A 24,612-nucleotide genomic window follows, 5' to 3' on the forward strand; every position below is an offset into this window, starting at 1 on the left:
ACAATCCGGCCATGACCGAGCACGAGTTCCACAATCCGTACACCCACGGCTTCGCCCGGCTCGCCGTGGCGGTGCCGCGCAACCGGGTGGCCGACCCGGCCTTCAACACCGCCGAGACGATCCGCATGTACCGCGAGGCTGCTGCCGACGGCGCGGTGTTGGTCGCCTTTCCGGAGCTGGGACTCTCTGCTTACACCTGCGACGATCTGTTCCACCAGGCCGCATTGCTCGATGCCTGCGAGCGCGCGCTGCTTGAAGTCGCCGCCTGCTCGCGCGAGGTCGGCGCCGTGGCGGTGGTGGGGCTGCCGCTGCGGGCGGATCACCGGCTGTTCAATTGCGCGGCGGTGGTGGCCGACGGCCGCGTGCTCGGCGTCCTGCCCAAGACCTACCTGCCCAACTACGGCGAGTTCTACGAAGCCCGCCAGTTCAACGGGGCCGACACCGCGCTGTCGAACGAGATCGTGCTCGGCGGCGAGCGCGTGCCCTTCGGCACCGACCTGCTGTTCCAGTCGCGCCAGATGCCGCTCTTCAAGCTGCACGTGGAGATCTGCGAGGACGTGTGGGTCCCCATTCCGCCCTCGAGCCATGCTGCGCTCGCGGGGGCGACTGTGCTGGTCAACCTCTCGGCCTCCAACATCACCATCGGCAAGTCGGACTACAGGCATCGCTTGGTGAGCCTGCAGTCCGCGCGCTGCCTGGCCGCCTACCTCTACACCTCGGCCGGCATCGGCGAGTCGACCACCGACCTGGCCTGGGACGGACAGGCGCTGATCTACGAATGCGGCGACATGCTCGCCGAGAGCGAGCGCTTCAGCAACCGCTCGCACCGCATCGCGGCCGACGTGGACCTGGAACGCCTGTCGCGCGAGCGCATGCGGCAGAACAGCTTCGGCACCTCGGTGCACAGGCACAAGGCGGCGCTGGCCGGCTGGCGCACCATCGAGTTCGAGCTGCCCGTGCCGGCGCAGGTGCCGCACGGCCTGCTGCGCAGCGTGGCGCGCTTTCCCTATGTGCCCTCGGACGCGGCCACGCGGGACGCGCGCTGCGCGGAGGTCTTCAACATCCAGGTGCAGTCGCTGGTGCAGCGCATCGAGGCGGCGCGCATCGACAAGCTGGTGATCGGCGTCTCCGGTGGCCTCGACTCCACCCATGCCCTGCTCGTGTGCGCCCAGGCCATGGACCGGCTTGGCAAGCCGCGCTCGGACATCCTGGGCTTCACCATGCCCGGCTTCGCCACCACCGGCCGCACCCTGCAGCAGGCGCATCGGCTGATGGCCAGCGTGGGCTGCAGCGCGCGCGAGATCGACATCCGTCCGAGCTGCCTGCAGATGCTGAAGGACCTGGGCCATCCCTTCGCCGAGGGCCGGCCGCAGTACGACATCGCCTTCGAGAACGTGCAGGCCGGCGAGCGCACCAGCCACCTGTTCCGGCTGGCCAACTTCCACAACGGGATCGTGGTGGGCACCGGCGATCTCAGTGAACTCGCGCTCGGCTGGTGCACCTACGGCGTCGGCGACCACATGTCGCACTACAACGTGAACGCGAGCGTGCCCAAGACGCTGATCAAGCACCTCGTGCACTGGGTCGAGACCCGCCGGCTGCTGGGCGACGAAGGCAGCGCGGTGCTGCACGACATCCTGGCCACCGAGGTCAGCCCCGAGCTGATTCCCGCGCCCGAGCCTGCGGCGGGCGGCGACGCTGCAGCGCAGCCGGGTCAGCGCACCGAGGACACCATCGGCCCCTACGAGCTGCAGGATTTCCACCTCTACTACACGCTGCGCTACGGCTTCCGGCCGAGCAAGGTCGCCTTCCTTGCACAGGCGGCCTGGGGTGATCGCACGCGCGGGCGTTGGCCCGACGAGCTGCAGAAGGAGCGCAACGAGTACACGCTGGCCGACATCAAGCGCCATCTCGGCACCTTCCTCTGGCGCTTCTTCAAGACCAGCCAGTTCAAGCGCTCCTGCGTGCCCAATGCGCCCAAGGTGGGCTCGGGCGGCTCGCTCTCGCCGCGCGGCGACTGGCGCGCGCCCAGCGATTCGGAGGCGACGGTCTGGCTGGAGGATCTCGAACGGGTGCCGGGGCGCTGAGGCGCGCTGCGTTCAGGGGCTGCGCGCCGTGCGCAGCGTGATCGAGTAGCGCAGCGCCTGCACCGGCGTCACGCGGTGCTGCCAGCGCCAGCGCGCCGGTCCGCGCATGCAGTAGAGCGAGCGCGGCTCGACCACGAGATCCAGGTGGGGCATCGGTCGTCCCATGGCATCGCGCTGGGGCGGGTAGGGGCGAAATTGCATCAGCCCGGTGCCCATCAGCGAGATGCCGGCGATCTCCTCGAACTCCGGCACGTCGCGGTGCCAACCGAGCGGCGCGCCCGGCTGGTACTCGGCCACCAGCACATGGACCAGCGCCTCGGGCAGCACGCCCATGCGCTGCGCCACCTTGGCGCGCAGCGGCAACAGCGCCGCCGGCAGCTCGGGCGCAGGCCGCAGCCGGTTGGCATCGAAGTCGTAGTGGCCACCGAAGCTGATGCCGCGCCGGCGGGCCTGGTAGTCCTTGTACCGCATCGGCTGCAGCGGCAGCGCCCGCACGACGTGCAGCAGATCCTGCTCTTCCCCCGCGTCGAGGAAGTCGTCCTCGTAGCGCCAGCCCTCCAGCATGAGCGCCGGGTCATCGTCGAACAGCGGTTCCTGGAAGGCGTGGCGTGCGTACATGCGAGGCCTACGCGGATGCGCCCGCCTTGCGGACGCTGGCCAGCGGCGTGCCGCGGCCGGCCTTCAGATGCCATTCGATGTCGCTGGCCCGGCTGCCCACCGCGCGCACCGCTTCTCGCAACTGGTCGTGCGTCACGTCCAGCTGGCGGCACCACTTGTCGAGCGCCCGGTCCGTGCTGATGTCGATGCGTTCGGGGAGGGCCGCGCCCCGGGGCCCATCCGCCGGTGCGGACGGTTTCTTCATGGCTTCGCTCCTGGAGGGGAATGGGTCGTTTCGGGCCGTTTCGCCCGAAGGCACCACCGTAGGAGGGTTGCGGCGCCGGTGCTGTAGGAGATCAGCCAATCCGCGTTGCCCGAGGGGTGGCAGGCCGGCATCCGTCTTTGGTCGCACCCGCGGCTGGCCCTTCCGGTGTATTCGCATCAGTGCGCGCCGCGCCATGCTGCGTCTTGCAGCGCCGCCGCTTCGGCACGAACATGCGGGTCGCCGGTGGCGGTGCGCGAGCGGCGTGCCGGCACCCCCTGCGGCCCGGCCAGGCTGCATCCCTTTCGTTCAACCCCCACAGTACGAGGAAGCTCCATGCCCACCATCAGCACCCGAGACGGCACCCAGATTTACTACAAGGACTGGGGCCAGGGCCAGCCCATCGTCTTCTCGCATGGTTGGCCGCTGTCCGGCGACGACTGGGACGGCCAGATGCTGTTCTTCCTCTCGCAGGGCTATCGCGTGATCGCGCACGATCGCCGCGGCCATGGCCGCTCCTCCCAGACCTGGACCGGCAACGAGATGGACACCTATGCCGACGACCTGGCCGAGCTGACCGAGAAGCTTGACCTGAAGGACGCGGTCCACATCGGCCATTCCACCGGCGGCGGCGAGGTGGCCCGCTACCTGGGGCGCCATGGCTCCAAGCGCGTGGCCAAGGCGGTGCTGATCGGTGCCGTGCCGCCGATCATGCTGAAAACCGAGGCCAATCCGGGCGGCCTGCCGATCGACGTGTTCGACGGCATCCGTGCCGGCGTCGCGAACAACCGCGCCGAGTTCTACCGCGAGATCACGCTGCCTTTCTACGGCTACAACCGGCCGGGCGCGAAGGTCTCCGAGGGCATCCGCCAGCACTGGTGGCTGCAGGGCATGATGGGCGGGATCAAGGCCCACTACGACTGCGTCAAGGCCTTCTCGGAAACCGACTTCACCGAGGATCTGAAGAAGATCGACGTGCCCACCCTGGTCATGCACGGCGACGACGACCAGATCGTGCCCATCGGCGCTTCGGCCATGCTGTCCGCCAAGCTGATCAAGAACGCGGAGCTCAAGGTCTACCCCGGCCTGCCGCACGGGCTGTGCGCCACCCATCCCGAGGTGGTCAACCCCGACCTGCTGGCTTTCATCCGGCGCTGAGCGCCACCGGCCGTCCGGCCTGTCTGCCGCGGTCGGACAGGCCGATCGTGCTATTTCGCGGGCGCTGCGGCCGGGTTAGAAAGCGGCTGGCTTTTTTCATTTCACCATGACTCCAGCACCGAACTTCGCTGGACTACGCCGAAGCCCGATACAGCAGGTTTATCAATAACTTAGGCGAGTTCAACATATGCCGGTGCTTTCCGAAACCTGACCTGGCTTCCCCTCTGCTGGCCCCTACAAGGCTCCTGGGAATCGGGTCTTTTCCGAGGAGTCATCATGGCGAAAATCAAGCTCACCAAGTCCGCAGTCGATGCGGCACAACCCCAAGCGCAGGCCATCGAACTCCGGGACACGCTGGTGCCCGGCTTCCTGTGCAAGGTTACACCAGCGGGCCGCAAGGTGTTCATGCTCCAGTACCGCACGAACGCTGGCGAGCGACGCAAGCCCGCCCTGGGCTTGTATGGGGAACTGACGGTCGAACAGGCCCGCTCGCTGGCCCAAGAATGGCTGGCCGAGGTTCGCCGAGGCGGCGACCCCAGCGCGGCCAAGGCCGCCGCCCGTTCAGCCCCCACGGTCAAGGAGCTGTGCACCAAGTTCATGGAGGACTACTCCAAGCAGCGCAACAAGCCCAGCACCCAGCGCGGGTATCAGGCCGTCATCGACCGCTGCATCGTTCCGATGCTGGGCCGTTTGAAGGTGCAGGACGTGAAGCGGCCGGACGTGGCCACAGCGATGAAGAAGATGGCCCACAAGCCCGCCGAGGCCAACCGTGCTTTCAGCGTGATGCGCAAGATGTTCAACCTGGCCGAGGTGTGGGGCCACCGGCCGGACGGCACCAACCCCTGCCGCCACGTCCCGATGTACCCCAACGGCAAGGCCACGCACCTCATCAGCGACGAGGACATGGGCAAGCTGTTTCGGCGACTGGAGCACATCGAGGCCGAGGGCCTGGAGAACTACGTCATCCCGCTGGCGATCCGCCTGCAATTCGAGTTCGCCGGCCGCCGCTCCGAAATCGTGACGCTCCAATGGGATTGGGTGGACCTGGACAACCGCCGTGTGATCTGGCCCGACAGCAAGACCGGCGGCATGTCCAAGCCCATGAGCGAGGTAGCCTATCGGCTGCTCGCGACGGCGCCGCGGCCGGAAGGCATTCCCTACGTGCTCCCGTCCCCGAGCCATCCGGGCAAGCATCTGACCACGGGCGAGTATTACAACGGCTGGAGCCGCGCCCTCAAGGCGGCGGGCGCCACGCACGTCGGCACGCACGGTATCCGCCACCGCTCGGCGACCGACATTGCCAACTCGGGCATCCCGGTCAAGGTCGGCATGGCGCTGACGGCGCACAAGACCGTGGCGATGTTCATGCGCTACGTCCATACCGAGGATGATCCCGTGCGAAAGGCCGCCGAACTGGTGGCGAACCGGCGCAAGACGATTACTGAGGCGCAACGTCCCGCAGAGGTAGCAGCATGACCAGGAAGACGCATGCGGCGGTGCTAGCCGCACCCGCTGCTTTGCCTGCCGGCTACGCCGGCATCCACAGCGGCATCGTGGATCTGCTTGACGCTGCGCGCCAGGCGGCGGCGCGCAGCGTCAATGCACTGATGACGGCGAGCTATTGGGAGATTGGTCGCCGCATCGTGGAGGCTGAGCAACAGGGCAAGCGGCGTGCGGGTTATGGTGAGCAGTTGATGGAGCGACTGTCCAGCGACCTCACACGGCAGTTCGGCCGCGGGTTCAGTCGCCAGAACCTGCAGCAGATGCGATCGTTCTTTCTGACCCGGCCAATTCGCCAGACAGTGTCTGGCAAATCTTCCCCGAAGCCCATGCGGCCGTGGCGGCTTGACGAGCTGGCACAGGTCTTCACGCTGCCTTGGTCGGCCTACGTGCGGCTGCTGTCGGTCAAGGACGAGCATGCGCGCCAGTTCTATGAAGCTGAGGCCCTGCGCGGCGGATGGAGCGTGCGCCAATTGGATCGGCAGATCGGCAGCCAGTTCTACGAGCGCACGGCGCTGTCGAAAAACAAGGCGGCGATGCTGGCCAAGGGCGCGGTGGCCAAGCCCGAGGATTCCGTCGCGCCCGGCGATGCCATCAAAGACCCGTATGTGCTGGAGTTCCTCGACCTCAAGGACGAGTATTCGGAATCCGATCTGGAAGACGCCTTGATCCGGCGGCTGGAAGACTTCCTGCTGGAGCTGGGAGAGGGATTCACCTTCATCGGGCGGCAGCGCCGGTTGCGTATCGACCAGACCTGGTATCGGGTGGACTTGCTGCTGTTCCATCGCCGGCTGCGCTGCCTGGTCATCGTCGACCTGAAGCTGGGCAGCCTGAGCCATGCGGACGTGGGCCAGATGCACATGTACTGCAACTACGCCAAGGAGCACTGGGCCTACCCCGAGGAGAACCCGCCCGTGGGCCTGATCCTGTGCGCCGACAAAGGCCATGCGCTGGCAAGGTACGCGCTGGAGGGCTTGCCCACCAAGGTGATGGCGGCGAACTACCGCATGGTGCTACCGGATGCCGAGCTGCTGCAGCAAAAGCTGGAGAGCACGCGGCTTTTGCTCGAATCTCGCGCGGCACTTTCCCACAAAGAACGCAAGCCATAGCTGAGCGTCCTCGCGTTCCTCCGTCGGGCTTCGCTGGTTGCGTCCGAGCCTCGTGCCGAGTCACGGCCATTCGCCTTGATTCCTGACGCCTCCGGCCCTTGCCGAACCGCATGCGTTGCCCCAAGTAAGCAAAAGTAATGTACGATTGACGTACATCGTCAATTCTCTCGCGCCAACGCTGATGAATCACGGGAAGCGAGGGGGCGATAGCCTGTTCATTTTGAGGTCAATATGACTGCGGCAGTCCATCAACCGGGTGAAGTTCTCGCACAAAGGCTGGAAGCCATTGGCGTGTCACCGACTGAGTTGGCGCGCCAGCTTAGCGTCCCCGCCAATAGGATTACTCAGATCATCAATGGCAAGCGAGGGATTACTGGCGATTCAGCGTTGCGGCTTGCCCACTGGTTCGGGGACACCCCGCAATTCTGGATGAGCCTGCAAGTGCAATCCGACCTTGAACTGGCGGAAGCTGAGTCGGGGCTAGCCATCAGAGCGCTCCCTACTGGTCCGGTCGTTCGCGGCCATAAGGCCCACAAGCAGGTGAAGACTGCATAGGAAAGGACTTATGACGGGGGAGAACAAAACCTTATCTCACGGTGGTGGGTGTGTTTGTAAGGAGAGCATCGCGTGACCGATGCCGCTACAGACATCACGTTCCACTATCCGCCGGAGCTGTTCAATCTCCTGGTGGATGTTGTCCCATTGCTCAACCGATCCAAACAAGATGTGCTTGTCTTCTTTCGTGGCGCAGGTGTGTCTGACACCACGACTGCGGACATAGCCGCTCATTTGAGAAGCGCGCCAAAGGACGTCAACAAGTACCAAATGGTGCGCACCGTGCTGGAGCGCCTCAACGCGAAGGGGGAAGCCGCTCTTCGCGAGCGACGTGAGGTGCTGCGGCGTGTCGTGGACTTTGCAAACTTCGATTCGTGCTGGCCCGACGATCAGCTCAAGGCCAAGGGCCTTGTCGCCAGCATCCGTGAAGTCGTCAATCAGAAGGATGCCTTCACACGAATGAACAACGCTCGTGAAGAAGAACGGCGAGCGCGCCTCGCTGAGACGCAGCGAATCGCTGCGGAGAAGCGCGAGCGCACTTCCAGGATCGAGAATGCCAAGCAGGGTTTGTATGCGCTGTTTGGTACTTCAGCGACGGCACAGGAACGCGGCAAGATGCTGGAGACCGCTCTCAACAATCTCTTCCAAGCCTATGGCGTTCTCATTCACAAAGCCTTCCATTTGGTCGGCAATGCTGGGGAGGGGATCGTTGAGCAGATCGACGGCGTGATTGAGCTTGGTAGCACCTTGTACTTCGTTGAAATGAAGTGGTATCGCAACCCGGTGGGAAAACCCGAGATATCAGAGCATCTTGTTCGTCTCATGTCGCGCGCAGAGGTTCGAGGCATTTTCATCTCTGCCAGTGACTACACCGATCCCGCGTTTCACACGGTACGTGAGTTCCTGCAACACAAGGTCTTGATTCTTTCGACTCTGCAAGAGCTGGTGCATCTACTCGAACAACAGGACGACCTCGCAGAGTTCTTCACGAAAAAAGTCCAGGCGGCGCAGATACACAAGAACCCGTACTTCCGTCCTCATGATGGCCAAGGAGAAGGTGCGTTATGACGGCGAGTTGGAAAAACATCAACAAGCCGTCGAGTCCCACGACCGCGGTCACCGCAGCGCAGGTGGCGAACGGTCCCGTCATTCCACCACAGCAAAGGCTGTTGACCTACTCGCCAGACGAGTGGGAAGGCTTCGTCGAAGAGTGGGCCTACTACTGTCTCCCGGCGAAGTACAAACATGTCCAACGCTTCTCGGGTGCTGGCGACATGGGAATTGACATTGCCGGATTCGCCGACGACAAGCGCCTCAAGGGTGTATGGGATAACTACCAGTGCAAGCACTATGACCACGCCCTTAGGCCCGGCGATGTCTGGGTTGAGTTCGGCAAGGTCATCTGGTACTCGTACAGCGGTGAGTACGCCGCACCCCGTCATTACTACTTTGTTGCCCCCCGAGGCGCGGGCACATCGCTCAGTCGCCTGTTGGCGAACGCTGCGAAGCTGCGCGAAGAGCTGATTGCCAACTGGGACAAGCACGTAAAGGACGAGATCACGGGCACACAAGCGGTGCCGCTCGATGCAACGCTCCGCGCCTATGTGGATGCCTTCGACTTCTCTATCTTCGACGCCAAGACAGCGCTCCAACTTGTTGACGATCACCGCGCCACGCCGGTTCATACAGCGCGCTTTGGCGGTGGGTTACCAGCGCGGCCTGCTTCCGAAAAGCCGCCCCAGGAAGTCGCCGCCACCGAGAGCCGTTATGTGACGCAATTGCTCGGCGCATATGGCGAGCACACGGGGTCGATCGTGACCCATCCCTCGGCCCTGTCCGTACCAAAGCTCAAGGATCATTTCCGTCGCCAGCGCGAAGCGTTCTATGAGGCGGAGTCGCTGCGCGTCTTTGCCCGCGATAGTGTGCCGCCTGGCACCTTTGAATCCTTGCTCGATGACATCCACGGCGGCGTCATCGACACGCACGACGCGAACCATGCTGATGGCTACGAAAAGGTCTGTGCCGTCACCAAGGCTGCTCGCGATATGCAAATCACGGCGAACGCCCTCATCACCTGTACGAACCCCAAAGATAGAGATGGAATCTGCCATCAACTCGCGAATGAGGATCGCCTGCGGTGGACACGATCATGAGCCTGGAACGCAAGCCGATCACATTCAATGGGCCGCTTGAGGCCGGTATCCGCGCGGTGTCAATTCTGGCAGCCGCCTTTCCGCAGACCTACGACCTTCAGCGACTTGTCGCCCTTGACTACCTTCTTGTCCACACAGGCGATATCAACGGCCCGGACAATTTGCATCCACCGACGCCGATGCACTCGGCTGAATTGCTGGTGCGCCGCAAGCTGGTCGAGCAATCGCTACTTCTCATGATGACCCGAGATCTCGTAGAGCGCGAAGTCACACCCGATGGCATTAAATATGGTGCGGGCGAAAGCGCTGAAACGTTCCTTTCGTCAGTTTCGTCGAGCTATCTGTTGGCCCTGAAGGATCGAGCCACCTGGCTTGTCGAAACCCTCGGCGGCCTCACTGACGAACAATTCAAGGGTGTCATGCGCCGCTTCTTTGACAAGTGGGTCGAGGAATTCCAACAGGTCGAGCGGAGCTTGGGGGGCGAAAAAGCATGACGGCCGCTACTCCCGGCATCCGCTTGCGATTTCTCGGCTTTTTCGGCCCGCAGAAGCCGCCCGCAACCGTGACTTTCGGCCCCGGTCTGAATGTCATATATGGCGCATCGAACACTGGAAAATCTTTCATCGTCGAAGCCATCGACTTCATGCTCGGCGGCAAGCCGCCCTTGCGCGACATTCCTGAGCGTGTCGGTTACGACCTCATTCTTCTGGGTCTTGAGACGCTGGACGGGAAGGCCTTCACGCTCTGGCGCAGCATGGACGGTGGTGGATTTCGACTCTACGAAGACTTACATCAGACGCCACCTGCGGCCGATGTTCGGTACAAGCAGCTTGATGAACAGCACAGCGACAAGAATGACGAAAACCTGTCTTCGTTCTTGTTGGGCTTGTGCGGCCTTGGTGGCAAGCGTGTCCGCAGGAACTCCAAGAACGAAACCAACAGCCTGAGCTTTCGCAATATTGCGCGCCTGATGATCGTCAACGAGACGGAGATCACACAACAAAGCTCACCGCTCTTTGACGGCAATCCCATCGCCAACACGCCGAATCTCGCAACGTTCAAGTTGCTTTTGACTGGCACGGATGACTCTGCGCTGGTCGCCAGCAATAAGCGTGAGCCAGAGGAACTGTCGCGTGAGGCGCAACTGAAACTTCTTGACCAACTGCTCGACGATTACCGTGAGCGGCTCAAGGAATTGACCAAGAGTCCGAAGGAGTTGGAGGAGCAGCTAGAGAAGATTGATGCCTCGCTCCGTCAGCAGGCAGTCCAGGTAAATACCACTGAAGCCGAATTTCAGGAGGCCGCTGGGAAGCGGCGCGAACTGCGCAAGAAGCTGGAAGAAAGCCGTGAGCGACGTGCAGAGGTCGGGGCGATGCTTGAGCGGTTCAGCCTTCTCGATAAGCACTACGCATCCGATATCGAACGGCTGCGCGCTATCGAGGAAGGCGGAACCTTATTCAACGTACTGGGCTCCGGGTACTGCCCCCTCTGCGGTGCGGAGCCCACACATCACCGCACCGACGCTGAATGCAATGGAGACATTGACGCCGTTGTTCAGGCAGCACGACAGGAGATTTACAAAATCGAGGTCTTGCGCGCTGAGCTTGCAGCGACTGTGCATAGCCTTGAACGCGAGAGCGGCAACTTTGACCGCAAGATGCCCAACGTAGTCCAAGAACTGGCATCAATCTCTTCGGCGGTTGAAGAGCTGATCGCACCAAAGCTTTCAACCCTTCGAAAATCCTATTCCGATTTTGCCGACAAGCGCGCCGAGGTGCGCGAGGCGCTGGGACTCTATGCCACGGTGCAAGATATGGAACGACGCCGCGCCGATCTTGAGAAGGGCGCCGACGATGAGAAGGCCGGAACTCTCACCAACGCTGACATCCCCACTACCGTAGCTCATGGCTTTGCCAAGACTGTCGAGAGCATCCTGACGGGCTGGCATTTCCCCGAGGCCGGAGATGTGTACTTCGACTCCAAAACGCGCGATCTTGTCATTGCGGGGAAGTCTCGCAGCGCGTTCGGCAAGGGCCTTCGTGCCATTACACATGCGGCATTCACTCTCGGGTTGTTCGCCTTCTGCCGCGCGCGTCAGACGCCGCACACAGGATTTGTCGTTCTCGACTCTCCCTTGCTTGCGTATCGAGAACCCGATGGAACAGAAGATGATTTGACCGGCACGGACCTTCAGGAGAAGTTCTACGCCTACCTTGAAGCATTGCCCAACGACACACAGGTCATCGTGGTCGAGAACACCGACCCGCCTGATTCGATCATGAAACGCGAGCAATCACTGATGTTCGGTAAGAACCCTCATCATGGTCGGTACGGTTTGTTCCCGCATGCAACGAGCCCTGCACCGTAAGTAATTCGGGGCGCCATGTTTCTGTGCGTCCCCGCGTCGCGGGCCGGGCTTCTCCAGGTTCGCTTTCCGCTCATCCCTAAAGGGACTGGCTTCGCCAGCCTACCGCATCCCTGACGCCTCCGGCCCTTGGGGCCTGCGCGCTGCGCTTGCCTGTCCGTGCCTTCGATGGAGGTCGGTAGGCGGCCTTGCTGTCTCCTTCACCGTATCACGGCGTTCTCGCCGTCAAGGGCGGCGCGCGCCTTGCGCGCTTGCGTCCTGGCGGCCGTCTGCGACCCCTGACTGCTTGCACTGCGCCGTGCTGACGACGGTTCCGGGCAATTCCGCCCGAGCAACCGGAGATCGTCATGAACGACAAATCACACGTTTCGATGGAACAACACGTCTGCCTGGTCTGCGGCGTGGCCTTCGACACCGGCGCCATCCTGCTCGACAAGCGCCTGCGCGCGAGCATGGAGCGCCACACGACGACAGGCTGGGGTCTGTGCGCCGAACACCAGAAGCTGGCCGACGATGATTTCGTCGCGCTGGTCGAATGCGACCCGCAGCGCAGCGGCTCGCCGAATGGCAGCGTGAAGCCCGAGCAGGCTTATCGAACGGGCCGGCTGGCGCACCTGAAGCGTCACGTGTTCTCCAAGATGTTCAACGTCCCGATCGAGGCTAACCAGCCTTGCGTCTTCGTCGAGCCGGGCGTCATCGAGCAGCTTGAAGCGATGGTGTCGCCGGCGGCGAACTGATCGCGCGTTGGCAACCTGGCGCGTCGCCCGAGAGGACGACGCGCCTTTTTCTTTTGCTGCGTCCGATGCCGATGCCTTCGCGCCTGCGGCGCTACGCGCTTCGCTTGCCTCCAGGGGAAAGCCCTGCGGGCTATCCCCGCCGCGCGATGCTTGGCGCCCCTCGAAGACCGCCGAACCGGCTGCGCCGGATCGGCCAGAAACCAACCGCAGTTTCAACAGCAGAGCCAACTCCCTCTATGCCTTGTGCATAAAGTTCGTCCTGGGCGTGGTTTTCATCGAGCATTGAAGTCAGGGCGTCCCCGGCCAACTGGGAGATGGCCGGTCGCGCTGTCGTGCTGCGCATCGAGCCGCCTTCGGCGTCTCGCCCCTATCGGGCTTCCATCGTTCCCTCGCGCTGCTCGACTGACGCCTCCGGCCCGGCTTCCAGATCCGGGCCTGCGCGCTTCGCTTGCCGTGCGGTCGGCACACAAGGATGGCCGTTGCCTTGTTCAGCCGTCTTTCCTGACTCCATCACCTTGCTCGCGACTGTAGCCCGCGGCCATGTGCCGTCAAGGCGCGCAGGGCCGTGTCCTCGGCTGCGCCTGCGGGCCGCACCAACCCTGCGCTTGTCTCCTTGACGGCCCCCGTCCGCGCGCTCCTGACCGTCGCGGGCGATGAACTCAGGAAAGACGGTGGCAACAGGGCCAACCGGGTTCCTCGTGCCGACCGCACCGAACAGCCGAAAGGCTGGGCTCCGAATCTAGGAATCCGGTGTGCGGTTTTCTTCAACAGCCTTTTTGTTCAGGAGAACGACATGCTTGCAACCCGTTTTGCTTCCCACTCCCCCGCGCAGCGCAGCGAAACCCCTCTGTCCGATGACCAGATTCGCAAGGTGGCCCCGTCCATCTTCGCGGATGCCCCGCATGAGAGCCGTTCCGAGCGATACGCCTACATCCCCACGGCTGCCGTGTTGACCGAGCTTCGAAAGGAAGGGTTTCAACCCTTCATGGTGTGCCAGACCCGCGTGCGCAACGAGGGCCGGCGCGAGCACACGAAACACATGCTGCGCCTGCGCCATGCCAACCAGATCAACGCTCGCGAAGCCAACGAAATCATCCTGCTGAACTCGCACGACGGCACGAGCAGCTATCAATTGCTGGGCGGCATGTTCCGCTTCGTGTGCAGCAATGGCCTTGTATGCGGCGACACCGTGGGCGATGTGCGCGTGCCCCACAAAGGCGACGTAGCCGGGCATGTCATCGAGGGAGCCTATCAGGTGCTGGGTGGCTTCGAGCATGCGCAGGAATCGCGCGAATCCATGCAGGCCATCACGCTGGACGCCGGTGAATCGGAAGTGTTCGCCCGCGCCGCGCTGGCCCTCAAGTACGACGACCCGACCAAGCCCGCACCGATCTCGGAATCACAAATCCTGATGCCGCGCCGCTTCGACGACCGCCGCCCCGACCTGTGGAGCGTGTTCAACCGCACGCAGGAGAACTTGACCAAGGGCGGCCTGTCCGGGCGCAGCACCAACGGACGCCGCCAGCAGACCCGCCCCGTGCAGGGCATTGATTCGGACATTCGCCTGAACCGCGCCCTGTGGCTGCTGGCCGATGGCATGCGTGCTCTCAAAGCCTGACCCCCTCTGGCGCTTTTCCCGCCGGAGGGGCGGTTTCCCCTCCATTCCCTTGTTTCACTTGTTTGGAGATTCACCATGAACGCCGTTACCACCACCACCGAAGCCCGCGCCGTCCAGACCGCAGCCAACAGCGCCGCGAACGTGCTGCAAGCCGCCGACCCGAGCAAGCACATGATCCTGGTGCCGCTGTCGCGTCTGGTGCTGCGCCCCACGGGCCGCAACGTGCGCAAGACCCCGCGCATGTCCATCCCTGAACTGGCCGCATCCATCCAGCGCGTGGGCCTGCTGCAAAACCTGATCGTGATTCCCGCCGCCGATGGCCTGCAATACGAGGTGGTGGCCGGTGGCCGTCGCCTCGCAGCTTTGAAGCTGCTGGCGAAGAAACACCGCATCGCCAAGGATTGGCAGGTGCCTTGCCTGCAAGTGGCCGATGGCACGGCCCGCACTGCCAGTCTCACCGAGAACGTGCAGCGTGAAGCCATGCACCCGGCTGACCAGTTCGAGGCGTTCGCCGCGCTGGTGGCCGAAGGCCGTCCCATCGAGGACATTGCAGCGGATTTCTCCGTCACGCCGCTGGTGGTGCAGCGCCGCTTGAAGCTGGCGAATGTCTCGCCGCGCCTGATGGAGGACTATCGCGCCGATGCCGTGAGCCTTGACCAACTGATGGCCCTGGCCGGGACGGATGACCACGCGGCACAGGAAGCCGCCTACTACGACGCCCCACAGTGGCAGCGTCACCCCTCGCACTTGCGCGAGCGTCTGACCGAGCGCGAGATTGACGCCTACCGGCATCCGCTGGTGCGCTTCGTTGGGTTGGACGCCTACGAGCAGGCGGGCGGTGGTATCCGGCGTGACCTGTTCGCGGAAGGAGATGCGGGCGTGTATCTGACCGACGCCGCACTGCTGGAACGGCTGGCGCAAGACAAGCTGACCGGCATCGCCGCCGAGGTGAAGGCCGAGGGCTGGGCTTGGGCCGATGCCACGCCGGGCATGACCCATGCCGACCTGCACGCCTTCCAGCGCGCCCCGAGGGAGCGGCGCGAACCCAACAAGCGCGAAGCGCAGCGCATCGAGAAGCTGCAAGCCAAGATGCAGGAGGTGGCCGAAGCGGTGGATGCCGCGATGGACGCCGACGACGAGGACAAGGCCGATGCCTTGCAGGAGGAAGGCGAAGCCCTGAGCGAGCAGTTGCAGGCACTGGAAGAAGGCTTGCAGGGATACGGCGCGAATGTGAAGGCCGCAGCCGGTGCCATCGTCACCATCGACCGCAACGGCGAGGCCGTGATTCATCGAGGGCTGCTGCGCGAGGCCGAGGCGAAAGCCCTTCGCACGCTGGAGAAGTTGCGCCAAGGCTTTAGCGACCCGGACGCCGCGAACGATGACGAAGGCGAGGAAGACGTGCAGCCCAAGGCCGCAGCGATTTCCGACCGGCTGGCCCAACGCCTGAGCGCGCACCGCACGGCGGCGCTGCAAATCGAGGTAGCCCAGCATCCACAGGTGGCGCTGGCCGTGCTGGTGCATGGCATGGTGCAGACCGTCTTTCAGGGCCGCTACTACGGCCACGATATGCCGCTGGGCGTGAGCCTGAAAATTCAAGACCGGCTGGAAGGCATGGCACCGGACTGGCCCGAGTCTCCCGCCGCCGTAGCGCTCCGCGAATCGCAGCAGACGTGGGGCGGCAAGTTGCCCGAGGACAGCGCCGCACTGTTCGCCGCGCTGCTGGCGATGGGGCAAGGCGAGTTGGTCAAGCTACTGGCCGTGTGCGTGGCATCCACGGTGGATGTGGTGACGCTGCGCGCCACGGCGCAGCAGCCGGGCGAAGAACTGGCGCAGGCCGTGGGCCTCGACATGGCCGCGTGGTGGCAACCGACTGCGGAAGGCTATTTCAAGCATGTCCCGAAGGCGGCCGTTCTGCAAGCCGTGGGCGAATTCGCGCCCGAGAGCGTCAACCGGCTGGCGAAGCTCAAGAAGGCCGACATTGCCCGCGAGGCCGAGCGGCTGGTGAACGGCAAGGGTTGGATGCCCGTCATTTTCAAGATGGATGGCGTGCCCGAGCAAGGCTCGCAGGACGGTGCGGAGGCAGTCACCACCGTGGCGGGTGAACCCGCCGAAGCGTTGGCCGCTTGACCCGTGCCGAAGGCAAGCGCCCCGGCCTAAACCGGGGCGCTTCGCTGCAAGGAGAAATTCCCATGACCCGCACCACCACCAGCCACCCGCGCATGGCGGCGATCTACGCTCCCGGCACGGTGCGCGCCCGCCGCTGGCACGGCGATGGCGACGTGCGCGGCTACCGCCCGCCCTCGGGTTGGACGGCCCATGCCGACCTCACCGACATTCACCCCATCACGGGCCGCGCCTTGCAGCGCGCCGTGTGGTGGATCATCGAAACCAAGGAATGACGCCAGCACCGGCCCCAGCGTTTCGCGCTGGGGCCGGTGGATTCAAAAATCCGGGCACGGCAGTGGCCGCGCCCGGTGTTGAATCCGAACAGCCCATCAAGAACACCACGCCGCCGCCTTCGTTGGCACTCAGGCGGCGGCGTTGAAGGCATCGCTGTACTGCGCGATGCCTTCGGGCATTGGCCCGTGGAAGGCCAGTGCCATGAAATAACCGGGCGGCACGCCCGGCAGTTGCAGGCCCGCATGGGCCTGAAAGCCAAAGCGCGCGTAGTACGTGGGTTCTCCCAAGAGCACGCAGCCTGCGGCCTGCATGTCCCGCAGTTCGGCCAGCGCCTGTTCCATCAGGCCCGCGCCGATGCCTTGTCCTTGCTTTTGCGGTAGCACGGAGATCGGCCCCAGGCCGTACCAGCCTTTGGCCTTGTGGCGGTGGCCGTCGGTGATGGCCACGGGCGACAGTGCGACGTGGCCGATGACCTGGCCATGTTCTTCGGCCACGATGGAAAGCGCCAATTCGTTAGCGTCGCGCAATGCACGCACGATGAATTGCTCCGTGTGGCTGGTGTGTGGTGCATTGGCGAAGGCGGCAATGGTCACGGCCTCGATGGCCGCGATGTCGTCCGGGGTTTCGTGTCGGAGCTGGATGGTCATGGTGTTCTGCGTTCCCTTCTCAGAATATAGAACGGCCTGGGCGTGTCGGCGCATAGCGCCGCCGGGCTCTCGGGCTGCGCCCCGTGCCGACTTCGCTGTCACGGCCATTCGGCTTTGATCCCTCACGCCTTCGCGCCTGCGGCGCTGCGCGCTGTGCTTGCCTCCAGGGGAAAGCCCTACGGGCTATCCCCGCCGCGCGGGCTTGGCGCCCCTCGATACCGTCGAACCGGCTGCGCCGGATCGGCCCGGCCAGCGTCCCGCCGCATGTGCAGTGCTCGGTGGGTGCGCCGTGGCTTGCTGCGGCAAGTTGTGCGAATACGTGCCGTCCTCAACGCTGGCGGTTCTCGCCCATCACGTCACGAAGGACGGTTCACGGACATCCCGCCCGGCATCGCTATGGAGCTTCTGCGCCACGCCCGAAGACCGGCGCCGCAAGGTGCGGCAGGGGCGTTCTCGCTTGTCGTCGGGTGGTTGACCTGGCCTACGTCAGTGGGCGAGCCGGTGCAGCCTTCGTTCGGGGATGCCGAGCCGGCCTGTCTCCTTTCGATGCGGTTCGGCCCAAGGCGTCCTTGTGTTGTTGTGAATCCTGGCGGTGGCGCGGCTGCGCCTCGGGCTTCATGGCTGCAACCGTCCGGCGAAAACAATTTCCCCTCTGCTGCGCAGATTCCTCGCGGGCCAAATTCTTTTCGCCTCCCGGCTCTCCACTGCGTTGCGACCGCAAGCGGTGCAGCCCGCCCGTCCCCCGCCGGCCGGATCACAACAAGGACGCGATGGGCGCGAACCTTGTTCCACCAAAAGGAGATCCATCATGGCCAACATCGGCAGCTTCACCGCAGACAAAGACGGCTACACCGGCACGCTTCGCACCCTGACGCTCAACGTCAAGGTCAAGCTGGTGCCCAACGACAAGGGCGACAACGAGAAGGCCCCGGACTTTCGCCTGCAGGCCGCCAGCCACGACATCGGCGCGGCATGGAAGAAGACCAGCGAGGCCGGGCGGGAATACATCTCCGTGACCCTCGACGATCCTTCATTCCCGGCCACGGTCTATGCCCGCCTGATCGAAGGCGAAGGCGAGGACGGGACACACGACCTGATCTGGTCGCGCAGCAAGCCCCAAGCGGCGTGACGGCTGCCAGCGCCCCGCCCATTGCGGCGGGGCGCTGTGCTGCTTTCGCGGCACTTCAAGGAGGCGACACCACCGCCTGGGCTGCGCCGTGTCGAGTTGCTTCCTGAACGTTGCAGCCTTCGGTTTGCAAGAACGGCCGGGCGTGTCGGTGCCGTGCACCGCCGGGCTTTACGGGCTGCGCCCCGTGCCGACTTCGCCGTCACGGCCATCCGGCTCCAATCCCTCACGCCTTCGCGCCTGCGGCGCTGCGCGCTGCGCTTGCCTCCGGGGGAAAGCCCTGCGGCCTATCCCCGCCGCGCGATGCTTGGCGCCCCTGCAATCCCCCGAACCGGCAGCGCCGGATCGGCCACGCCAGCGACGTCGCACGCTATGGCGTGTCACTCTTCTTCGCCACAGTCTCCAACTCCTGGCGCACCTGCACCAGAAGCTGATCGACCTGCTGCAGATCGTCGCCGGCATAGGCCAGCGTCAGCAGCGTGAGCGGGTGCACCTCCATGACCTCGCACAGCTCGGCCAGCTTGTTCAAGGTGGGGCTTTTGAGGTCGCGCTCCAGCGTGCTCATGTAGGTGCGGCTGGACACGTCGGAGAACGCCTCCTGGCTCAATCCACGCGCTTTCCTGATGGTCTTTAGTGCCTCCGACAATGTATGTTTCGCTGCCAACCCTGGATCTCCCCAAAATCCAAGATGACAGCCGATTGCGCCCTATAGGACTACAATCTATAGTGTTCAACCATGCCCGCCTGCCGCTTTCGTGCTTTTACGGAAATCCGTATCTGCGGCTTCTCACAGAAGCGCAAAGCCGCGTCCGTGCCTTTCCACAAACCCGCCAATGCGGTTTTGCGCTTTCACGCTTCGGCGGTTTTGTGCGAATGAGGGGACGCTCATGAACCAGCTCATCACCGAGGACGAGCGCAGGCTGTTGCTGGAACACGGCCAGGCCCGCGCCGCTGGCCGGGTCATCGACCCGCTGCCCGTGGTGCGGCTGTTCACGCCGGATGCACACGCCACCTGGCTGCTGGTGTCGCTCGACCCCGCCGACGGCGATACGGCCCATGGCCTGATCGACTTGGGGATCGGCATGCCCGAGCTGGGCAAAATCAAGCTGTCCGATCTCGCATCCATCGTCGGGCCGAGCAAACAGCCCGTGATGCGGGACCGGTATTTCCGGGCGGTGCGCCCGTTGTCGGAGTACCTACGGCTGGCCCAGGAGAACGGCTCCATCCTCGATTGAGCCGTTCGCGCCCAGGCCAAGCCGGGCGCATTGAGACTCTTTCGGTCTTGCCCCGGACCCGTCCGGCCTTAGTCCGCACTATTGCAACAAATCGGTGCCATCGTGACGCAAACGGTCATGATGCCGGCCGTGGCATCGGGCACGGTGGATATCGCAGGAGGCGCGTATGTCCTCGCGTGCCACCGTCGCATTCAGACGATCCATGCAACCCATCCGATGCATTTCGTCTTGACACGCAAGTTACTAATCTACCAGCTTATTCACGATTGGATGCTGGTTCGACGCGGTGAAGTTTGCATGTGAAATCTGTGACGGCAGTCCTGCGGTTATATGGGAGCTTGCGTCATGGCCGAGCTGCGCCACTTCGCGCCCTGGTATCCGACTGCCGCCTACCTCTACGTCCTGTGCCTGGACACGCTCGCACTGGCCTGGGAGTACCTGCGCCGCCATCCCGACTACCGGATCGACTGGCTGCGCCGTGCGCGCCGCCCCGACGCTGCGCATCATTGGGGCTTGCGTTTGTTGGAAGACCCGACCCTGGATGCGCGTGACGCGCATCCTGCCTGGCTCCCCGGCCATGAGGCCGTGGTGCAGCTTCACCCGGATGCCGACCCGCCTCCGGAGGCCACCGCCTTCGCGTTCTGGCGCATCCCCGGCCACAAGCAGCTGCTGCACGACGGCAAGGGTCTGGCGCTGATCGCGCGCAGCCCCGGCCTTTGCCAGCGCTATGCGCTGGCGCCTGGCCTCGAGGACGGCATGGCGGTGGCTTACGCCCACCGCGATCGCAGCACCACGCACGCACCCGACACACCTACGCCCATGGCGCGGCCCCGGCCACCGCCTGCGGCGCTGCTGGAGCTGCACACCCTGCAGGCGCTCGACGCCACCCTGGCGGGCGCGTCCTTGCGCGACGTGGCCGAGGGCTTGTTCGGTGCGGACGCCGCGGCCGGCTGGTACAGCGACGGCGGCCTGCGCTCCAAGGTGCGCCGCCTGGTGCGGCGCGGCGATGCGCTGATGCGCGGCGGCTATCGCCGCCTAGCACAGCTCCCGCCGCTTGAGAAGGGTCGTTTTGAAGAGGACGCAAAACGACCCTGAGCAGGATCGCTTCGTTTTCTGAGACTGCCTCCATCCGGTTGCGCTGTGTGGCCGGAGCCCTGCAACCGATGGAGGTTCTCACCATGCGTCCTGCTCCCTTGCGGCCTACCGCCGCACCCGCAGCTACCCCGGCCACTGCTGCACAGCCGCAACGTTATCTCACCAACGACGAGGCTGCCGAGTACCTGCGGCTGTCGCCGCGCACGCTGGAAAAGCAGCGCGTGCTGGGTGGCGGCCCCAAGTTCCGCAAGTTCGGCCGCCGCGTCATGTACGCAGTGGCCGACCTCGATGCCTGGGCCGCCGAGCGCAGCTTCGAGAGCACGTCCGATCCCGAATACGCCGAGCAGCACTCGGCGGACAGCCGTGCGCGCTGATCACTGGCGCGCGGGTGGCCTTCGCCATGTCCAGCCCTGCGCTGCCCATGCGGCAGCGACCGATGCAGGAGCGCGAACAGCTCGACCTGTTCCGCGCCTTGCCGGGCGACATGGCGCCGCGCGACAGCCAGGACTTGATGGCCTTTCCGTTCTTCTCGCTGACGAAGTCGCGGCGCGTCGCGCCGATCGACTTTCGCGCCAGCGGCATCACGATCCGCGTAGAGGGCACGCAGGAGCACGGCATCGCCACGATCTGGGATGCCGACGTGCTGATCTGGGCGGCCAGCCAGATCGTGGAAGCGCGCGACGCGGGCTTGCGCCCGTCGCGGCTAATGCAGGCCACGCCCTACGAGATCCTGCGCTTCATCGGGCGCGGCACGTCGCTGCGCGACTACCAGCGCCTCAAGGCAGCCCTAGATCGCTTGCAATCCACCACGGTGGCCACGTCGATCCGCGAGACGACTGGGCGGCGCCTGCACCGCTTCTCGTGGATCAACGAGTGGAAGGAGCTGGCCGATGCCAAAGGCACGCCCTTGGGGCTGGAGCTGATCCTGCCGGACTGGTTCTATGCGGGCGTGCTCGATGCCGCTCTGGTGCTGACCATCGACCCGGCGTACTTCCGCCTCACGGGCGGGATCGAGCGCTGGCTGTACCGCCTGGTGCGCAAGCACGGCGGCCACCAGCCTGGCGGCTGGCAGTTCGACTTCCGGCACCTGCACCGCAAGTCGGGCAGCACGGCCAAGCCCTACGACTTTGCCTGCGACCTGCGCGCGCTGGTAGCGCGGCAGTCGCTGCCGGGCTACGTCTTGGGGATCGAGCGGCTGGATGGCGCCGAGCTGCTGACCTTCCGTCCCATGCGTCCCGTGCCGCCCACGGCACGGGGATAAACGGTGCGCGTCCTGTGGACGGGCTCGTGCTATCAGGCGTGCCCGGTATCGTGCTATCAGGCGTGGGACTATCGTGCTATCAGGCGTGTCCATCGGCCGCAAAGCCAATGCTGGCGCGGGTTTCGGCTTCCCTTAACTTCCCTAACTTAAATTCTCTAACTGGTAGTAGCAGCGCCGCGTTTCGGTGGACAACCACCCAACCGGCGAACGAGAGCCACGAAAACCAGCAGCGACAGCCAGGTTCTCCAGCAGGGAGGTCCAGGCCATGATCGTCGCGCTGCTCAACCAAAAAGGCGGTGTGGGCAAGACCACGCTCGCCACCCACATCGCCGGCGAGCTGGCGATGCGCGGGCAGTCGGTAATCCTGCTGGATGCCGATCCGCAGGGCTCCGCGCTGGACTGGACACAGCGCCGCAGCCAGCAAGGCTTGCCAAGGCTGTTCAGCGCTGTGGGCCTTGCACGCGAAACCCTGCACCAGGAAGCGCCAGAACTCGCCAGGCGGGCCGATCACGTCGTCATCGACGGGCCACCACGCATCGCGGCGCTGGCGCGCTCCGCGCTGCTGGCGGCCGAGCGCGTGCTGATTCCCGTGCAGCCCAGTCCCTACGACCTGTGGGCCAGTGCCGAGATGGTGGCGCTGATCCGCGAGGCGCAGGTGTTCCGGCCGCTGCTCGGCGCGGCCTTTGTCATCAACCGGCGCGTCAGCACCACCGTGATCGGACGGGAGGCACGCGGCGCGCTGGCCGAGCAGCCGCTTCCTGCGCTGCGCGCGGAAGTGCATCAGCGCATCGTGTTCGCCGACAGCGTGGCCGCTGGCCGGCTCGCACGCGAAACGGCGCCTGGCAGCGTCGCCGCCCGCGAAATCACCGCGTTGGTCGATGAACTGCTGCGGTGGCCGTCATGAGCAGTACCGCCAGCAAACGCTCGGGCAAGCGCATCGGCATCGGTGCGCGTCCGCCCGCGAATCCGCACGCCGAGGCGTGGATTCGCCAGGGCAGCGCCGATGACCTCCAGAAAGGCGACCTCTACACGGCCCGCCTGACCCTCGACATTGCGCCCGCCATGCGGGCGCGCATCAAGGTATCGGCCTTCACGCAAGGCGTGACGGTGGCCGATCTGTTGCGCGCGCTGCTGGAGCGGGAATTTCCGGAGAAGTCTCCATGACCACACCAGTTTCGACAGCATTGCCGCCTTCATCTGCCCCGCCGATCGGCCAAGCCGACGGCGTGCCGCTGACGCGCGTTGCACTCGCCTACATCGACCAACGCTTCGACCTCTATCTGCGCTTCGGCGATCCTGCGCGCATCATCCGGTTCGACCGCTGGCGTCGCTGCGCGGTGTTCACGCCGAACGCGGTTCTCTGCCGCATTCGCTGGCAGGCCAATGACTACGGCACGATCCGCTGGCAGCTCATGGTGATGCAAGCGTGCATGCCGATGGATGGCGCGCAGCGCATCCCCGGTGTGCAGCCGGGCGCGCGCTTGTTGCTGCACATCGAAGGTGAACAGTCGGTGCGCGCCGTGCTGGAGCGCATCGACGGCATCGAGACGCTGGGCATCGCGCCTGCAGGCGCCTCGCCCGCGTACTGGCGCACGCTGGGCAACCGGCTCGCGGCGCGCTTGCCGCTGCCCGAGTACACCGCCGAGCGGCACGCCGCCTGGCTGGCCGGGAGGGCGCTGTCATGACGGTCACAACAGCATCCCTTTCTCGCTCGCCAGCGCACTCACGTTTGCGCGCTCGCCTCGTGCTGGCGGGCCTGTCCGCCTTCGGCCTCGCTGCGCTCGCCTGGGCGTCCTTCAAGCACCCGCTGCCGCGCCTGACTTACAACCCGTCGGACAGCGTAGCGGTCGGCTGGTATCGCGTCGATCCACTCGACCGTCGCACCAGCTCGCCGCTACGTCCGCTGCAACCTCCATTGCACGTGGGCAGCATCGTGCTGGTGCCGCTGCCCGCCGAAGCTGCCGCGCTCGCTGCGCAGCGCGGCTACCTGCCGACGCGCATCCCGCTGCTCAAGCGTGTGGGCGCGATGGCGCCACAAGAGGTGTGCATCACTAGGGGCTTTGTCCGCATCGACGGCGTGCCTTCGGCCGCCGTGCTGCCAGCTGATCGCTGGGGCCGGCCGCTGCTATCCTGGCCGCAGTGCCGCCGCCTTGAGTCCGGCGAGCTGTTCCTGCTCAGCGTCACCAATCCGGCGTCGTTCGACAGCCGGTATTTCGGGCCGGTCAGCGCATCCGCCGTGATCGGCGTTGCGCGCCCGGTCTGGCTGGAGTCGCGCCCATGATGGCCGCCGATTCGCTGCACGTCGCCGTGCATCTCATCGTGCCATCGGGCGTGTCGTTCTGCTGTTTGTCGCCGTGTCGTCGCGCGTGCAGTGCAGTGCAGGTGCCGATTTTGCGTATCCGGCACCGCACTTCGCGCTGCTTCCGGCGCAGCCGTCCCACGTGCAGGCGTCTTGCCTCAAACACGGCTGGCCTGCGGCCACCGCCGTGTTCGCCGGGGCGCTGGCTGCGGGTGCAGCAGCGCCGCCGGGCCGCACGTGCCGGAAGCGAGAGCCTGGGGTGCAAGGGGCGGCAAATGCGGAAGGCAAGACAAAAGGACGCGGCACCGGGCCGCGTCGAAAGCCTGTCTGCACGTGGGGGCGGCGCGGCACGCAGCGGCTTCGCCGCCGTGCTGCTTGTGGCGCGTGGCCCGCGTCGATATGGGCTTG

General features: G+C 64.9%; 26 protein-coding genes. 22 read left to right on the forward strand and 4 right to left on the reverse strand.

The features are described 5' to 3' along the window. Positions 1-11 precede the first annotated feature (11 nt). On the forward strand, positions 12-2,087 hold the full coding sequence (locus A8M77_RS00495) for an NAD(+) synthase (RefSeq protein ID WP_086919663.1): 2,076 nt from the start codon (positions 12-14) through the stop codon (positions 2,085-2,087). A gap of 12 nt (positions 2,088-2,099) precedes the next feature. Here A8M77_RS00495 and A8M77_RS00500 read toward each other — a convergent pair whose 3' ends face one another. Both A8M77_RS00500 and A8M77_RS00505 read right to left on the reverse strand, forming a co-directional pair. After that, positions 2,100-2,705 carry an alpha-ketoglutarate-dependent dioxygenase AlkB gene (locus A8M77_RS00500; protein ID WP_086919664.1) on the reverse strand — a complete coding sequence of 202 codons (606 nt, stop codon included), beginning with the start codon at positions 2,703-2,705 and terminating at the stop codon, positions 2,100-2,102. A gap of 7 nt (positions 2,706-2,712) precedes the next feature. Continuing rightward, positions 2,713-2,949 (reverse strand): DUF3606 domain-containing protein, encoded by a 237-nt coding sequence (locus tag A8M77_RS00505; RefSeq protein WP_086919665.1) that lies wholly within the window; start codon positions 2,947-2,949, stop codon positions 2,713-2,715. Positions 2,950-3,282: 333 nt separating this feature from the next. Here A8M77_RS00505 and A8M77_RS00510 point away from each other — a divergent pair, with 333 nt between their 5' ends. From A8M77_RS00510 to A8M77_RS00570, 12 genes are all read left to right on the forward strand, one after another. Further along, a complete protein-coding gene (locus tag A8M77_RS00510) occupies positions 3,283-4,104 on the forward strand; it encodes an alpha/beta fold hydrolase (protein ID WP_086919666.1) in 822 nt (273 codons plus the stop codon). Positions 4,105-4,380: 276 nt separating this feature from the next. After that, the gene (locus A8M77_RS00520) at positions 4,381-5,580 is read left to right on the forward strand and encodes a tyrosine-type recombinase/integrase (protein WP_035884635.1); all 1,200 of its coding nucleotides are present in this window, start codon (positions 4,381-4,383) and stop codon (positions 5,578-5,580) included. Further along, positions 5,577-6,713 carry a PDDEXK nuclease domain-containing protein gene (locus A8M77_RS00525; protein WP_026062901.1) on the forward strand — a complete coding sequence of 379 codons (1,137 nt, stop codon included), beginning with the start codon at positions 5,577-5,579 and terminating at the stop codon, positions 6,711-6,713. The genes A8M77_RS00520 and A8M77_RS00525 overlap by 4 nt, the downstream gene beginning before the upstream one ends. A gap of 231 nt (positions 6,714-6,944) precedes the next feature. Further along, positions 6,945-7,268 (forward strand): HigA family addiction module antitoxin, encoded by a 324-nt coding sequence (locus A8M77_RS00530; protein ID WP_043855156.1) that lies wholly within the window; start codon positions 6,945-6,947, stop codon positions 7,266-7,268. 72 nt (positions 7,269-7,340) lie between these two features. After that, positions 7,341-8,336 (forward strand): restriction endonuclease, encoded by a 996-nt coding sequence (locus A8M77_RS00535; RefSeq protein WP_017407438.1) that lies wholly within the window; start codon positions 7,341-7,343, stop codon positions 8,334-8,336. After that, positions 8,333-9,421 carry an ABC-three component system protein gene (locus A8M77_RS00540; RefSeq protein WP_017407439.1) on the forward strand — a complete coding sequence of 363 codons (1,089 nt, stop codon included), beginning with the start codon at positions 8,333-8,335 and terminating at the stop codon, positions 9,419-9,421. Before A8M77_RS00535 ends, A8M77_RS00540 begins: the two co-directional genes overlap by 4 nt. Continuing rightward, complete coding sequence (locus A8M77_RS00545) at positions 9,418-9,915, forward strand: ABC-three component system middle component 2 (protein WP_026062902.1); 498 nt, start codon at positions 9,418-9,420, stop codon at positions 9,913-9,915. The genes A8M77_RS00540 and A8M77_RS00545 overlap by 4 nt, the downstream gene beginning before the upstream one ends. After that, positions 9,912-11,789, forward strand: coding sequence for an ATP-binding protein (locus tag A8M77_RS00550; protein ID WP_017407441.1), 1,878 nt, complete (start codon positions 9,912-9,914; stop codon positions 11,787-11,789). Before A8M77_RS00545 ends, A8M77_RS00550 begins: the two co-directional genes overlap by 4 nt. A gap of 344 nt (positions 11,790-12,133) precedes the next feature. Next, positions 12,134-12,523, forward strand: a complete 390-nt coding sequence (locus tag A8M77_RS00555) for a hypothetical protein (RefSeq protein WP_017407442.1) — start codon at positions 12,134-12,136, stop codon at positions 12,521-12,523. 793 nt (positions 12,524-13,316) lie between these two features. Continuing rightward, positions 13,317-14,141 carry a DUF932 domain-containing protein gene (locus A8M77_RS00560; RefSeq protein WP_035884634.1) on the forward strand — a complete coding sequence of 275 codons (825 nt, stop codon included), beginning with the start codon at positions 13,317-13,319 and terminating at the stop codon, positions 14,139-14,141. A 75-nt stretch (positions 14,142-14,216) separates the two neighbouring features. Further along, on the forward strand, positions 14,217-16,268 hold the full coding sequence (locus A8M77_RS00565) for a ParB/RepB/Spo0J family partition protein (RefSeq protein ID WP_035884633.1): 2,052 nt from the start codon (positions 14,217-14,219) through the stop codon (positions 16,266-16,268). A 62-nt stretch (positions 16,269-16,330) separates the two neighbouring features. After that, positions 16,331-16,540, forward strand: coding sequence for a hypothetical protein (locus A8M77_RS00570; RefSeq protein ID WP_017407760.1), 210 nt, complete (start codon positions 16,331-16,333; stop codon positions 16,538-16,540). A 129-nt stretch (positions 16,541-16,669) separates the two neighbouring features. On the opposite strand, the gene A8M77_RS00575 is transcribed toward A8M77_RS00570, so the two are convergent. Continuing rightward, positions 16,670-17,188, reverse strand: coding sequence for a GNAT family N-acetyltransferase (locus tag A8M77_RS00575; RefSeq protein ID WP_017407759.1), 519 nt, complete (start codon positions 17,186-17,188; stop codon positions 16,670-16,672). 808 nt (positions 17,189-17,996) lie between these two features. On the opposite strand from A8M77_RS00575, the gene A8M77_RS00590 reads away from it, so the two are divergent. After that, on the forward strand, positions 17,997-18,317 hold the full coding sequence (locus A8M77_RS00590; protein WP_017407758.1) for a DUF736 domain-containing protein: 321 nt from the start codon (positions 17,997-17,999) through the stop codon (positions 18,315-18,317). A 367-nt stretch (positions 18,318-18,684) separates the two neighbouring features. On the opposite strand, the gene A8M77_RS00600 is transcribed toward A8M77_RS00590, so the two are convergent. Next, positions 18,685-18,978, reverse strand: a complete 294-nt coding sequence (locus tag A8M77_RS00600) for a helix-turn-helix domain-containing protein (protein WP_016452551.1) — start codon at positions 18,976-18,978, stop codon at positions 18,685-18,687. A gap of 223 nt (positions 18,979-19,201) precedes the next feature. On the opposite strand from A8M77_RS00600, the gene A8M77_RS00605 reads away from it, so the two are divergent. From A8M77_RS00605 to A8M77_RS00645, 8 genes are all read left to right on the forward strand, one after another. Then, the gene (locus A8M77_RS00605; protein WP_017407756.1) at positions 19,202-19,549 is read left to right on the forward strand and encodes a DUF2958 domain-containing protein; all 348 of its coding nucleotides are present in this window, start codon (positions 19,202-19,204) and stop codon (positions 19,547-19,549) included. Positions 19,550-19,894: 345 nt separating this feature from the next. Beyond that, positions 19,895-20,644 carry a DUF2285 domain-containing protein gene (locus A8M77_RS00610; protein WP_035884631.1) on the forward strand — a complete coding sequence of 250 codons (750 nt, stop codon included), beginning with the start codon at positions 19,895-19,897 and terminating at the stop codon, positions 20,642-20,644. An 83-nt stretch (positions 20,645-20,727) separates the two neighbouring features. After that, positions 20,728-21,018, forward strand: a complete 291-nt coding sequence (locus A8M77_RS00615) for a helix-turn-helix transcriptional regulator (protein WP_026063033.1) — start codon at positions 20,728-20,730, stop codon at positions 21,016-21,018. Positions 21,019-21,044: 26 nt separating this feature from the next. Continuing rightward, a complete protein-coding gene (locus A8M77_RS00620; protein ID WP_017407915.1) occupies positions 21,045-21,905 on the forward strand; it encodes a replication initiator protein A in 861 nt (286 codons plus the stop codon). Positions 21,906-22,170: 265 nt separating this feature from the next. After that, positions 22,171-22,809 (forward strand): ParA family partition ATPase, encoded by a 639-nt coding sequence (gene parA / locus A8M77_RS00630; protein WP_035884630.1) that lies wholly within the window; start codon positions 22,171-22,173, stop codon positions 22,807-22,809. Next, positions 22,806-23,069 carry a hypothetical protein gene (locus A8M77_RS00635; protein WP_035884638.1) on the forward strand — a complete coding sequence of 88 codons (264 nt, stop codon included), beginning with the start codon at positions 22,806-22,808 and terminating at the stop codon, positions 23,067-23,069. The genes parA and A8M77_RS00635 overlap by 4 nt, the downstream gene beginning before the upstream one ends. Continuing rightward, positions 23,066-23,590: a DUF2840 domain-containing protein gene (locus A8M77_RS00640; protein ID WP_026063021.1), complete on the forward strand. Its 525-nt coding sequence runs from the start codon at positions 23,066-23,068 to the stop codon at positions 23,588-23,590. Before A8M77_RS00635 ends, A8M77_RS00640 begins: the two co-directional genes overlap by 4 nt. Continuing rightward, positions 23,587-24,186 carry a S26 family signal peptidase gene (locus A8M77_RS00645; RefSeq protein ID WP_035884629.1) on the forward strand — a complete coding sequence of 200 codons (600 nt, stop codon included), beginning with the start codon at positions 23,587-23,589 and terminating at the stop codon, positions 24,184-24,186. Before A8M77_RS00640 ends, A8M77_RS00645 begins: the two co-directional genes overlap by 4 nt. Positions 24,187-24,612 lie beyond the last annotated feature (426 nt).

The organism is Variovorax sp. JS1663 (assembly GCF_002157355.1).
Taxonomy (GTDB): domain Bacteria; phylum Pseudomonadota; class Gammaproteobacteria; order Burkholderiales; family Burkholderiaceae_C; genus Variovorax.

Excerpts from the sequence above, each read along its gene's own strand:
- A8M77_RS00520 (WP_035884635.1), top strand. The coding sequence starts at position 4,381 with ATGGCGAAAATCAAGCTCACCAAGTCCGCAGTCGATGCGGCACAACCC.
- A8M77_RS00615 (WP_026063033.1), top strand. The coding sequence starts at position 20,728 with ATGCGTCCTGCTCCCTTGCGGCCTACCGCCGCACCCGCAGCTACCCCG.
- A8M77_RS00620 (WP_017407915.1), top strand. The coding sequence starts at position 21,045 with ATGTCCAGCCCTGCGCTGCCCATGCGGCAGCGACCGATGCAGGAGCGC.
- A8M77_RS00530 (WP_043855156.1), top strand. The coding sequence starts at position 6,945 with ATGACTGCGGCAGTCCATCAACCGGGTGAAGTTCTCGCACAAAGGCTG.
- A8M77_RS00560 (WP_035884634.1), top strand. The coding sequence starts at position 13,317 with ATGCTTGCAACCCGTTTTGCTTCCCACTCCCCCGCGCAGCGCAGCGAA.
- A8M77_RS00550 (WP_017407441.1), top strand. The coding sequence starts at position 9,912 with ATGACGGCCGCTACTCCCGGCATCCGCTTGCGATTTCTCGGCTTTTTC.
- A8M77_RS00510 (WP_086919666.1), top strand. The coding sequence starts at position 3,283 with ATGCCCACCATCAGCACCCGAGACGGCACCCAGATTTACTACAAGGAC.
- A8M77_RS00555 (WP_017407442.1), top strand. The coding sequence starts at position 12,134 with ATGAACGACAAATCACACGTTTCGATGGAACAACACGTCTGCCTGGTC.
- A8M77_RS00540 (WP_017407439.1), top strand. The coding sequence starts at position 8,333 with ATGACGGCGAGTTGGAAAAACATCAACAAGCCGTCGAGTCCCACGACC.
- A8M77_RS00635 (WP_035884638.1), top strand. The coding sequence starts at position 22,806 with ATGAGCAGTACCGCCAGCAAACGCTCGGGCAAGCGCATCGGCATCGGT.
- parA (WP_035884630.1), top strand. The coding sequence starts at position 22,171 with ATGATCGTCGCGCTGCTCAACCAAAAAGGCGGTGTGGGCAAGACCACG.
- A8M77_RS00570 (WP_017407760.1), top strand. The coding sequence starts at position 16,331 with ATGACCCGCACCACCACCAGCCACCCGCGCATGGCGGCGATCTACGCT.
- A8M77_RS00605 (WP_017407756.1), top strand. The coding sequence starts at position 19,202 with ATGAACCAGCTCATCACCGAGGACGAGCGCAGGCTGTTGCTGGAACAC.
- A8M77_RS00525 (WP_026062901.1), top strand. The coding sequence starts at position 5,577 with ATGACCAGGAAGACGCATGCGGCGGTGCTAGCCGCACCCGCTGCTTTG.
- A8M77_RS00640 (WP_026063021.1), top strand. The coding sequence starts at position 23,066 with ATGACCACACCAGTTTCGACAGCATTGCCGCCTTCATCTGCCCCGCCG.
- A8M77_RS00545 (WP_026062902.1), top strand. The coding sequence starts at position 9,418 with ATGAGCCTGGAACGCAAGCCGATCACATTCAATGGGCCGCTTGAGGCC.
- A8M77_RS00645 (WP_035884629.1), top strand. The coding sequence starts at position 23,587 with ATGACGGTCACAACAGCATCCCTTTCTCGCTCGCCAGCGCACTCACGT.
- A8M77_RS00505 (WP_086919665.1), bottom strand. The coding sequence starts at position 2,949 with ATGAAGAAACCGTCCGCACCGGCGGATGGGCCCCGGGGCGCGGCCCTC.
- A8M77_RS00610 (WP_035884631.1), top strand. The coding sequence starts at position 19,895 with ATGGCCGAGCTGCGCCACTTCGCGCCCTGGTATCCGACTGCCGCCTAC.
- A8M77_RS00590 (WP_017407758.1), top strand. The coding sequence starts at position 17,997 with ATGGCCAACATCGGCAGCTTCACCGCAGACAAAGACGGCTACACCGGC.
- A8M77_RS00500 (WP_086919664.1), bottom strand. The coding sequence starts at position 2,705 with ATGTACGCACGCCACGCCTTCCAGGAACCGCTGTTCGACGATGACCCG.
- A8M77_RS00565 (WP_035884633.1), top strand. The coding sequence starts at position 14,217 with ATGAACGCCGTTACCACCACCACCGAAGCCCGCGCCGTCCAGACCGCA.
- A8M77_RS00575 (WP_017407759.1), bottom strand. The coding sequence starts at position 17,188 with ATGACCATCCAGCTCCGACACGAAACCCCGGACGACATCGCGGCCATC.
- A8M77_RS00495 (WP_086919663.1), top strand. The coding sequence starts at position 12 with ATGACCGAGCACGAGTTCCACAATCCGTACACCCACGGCTTCGCCCGG.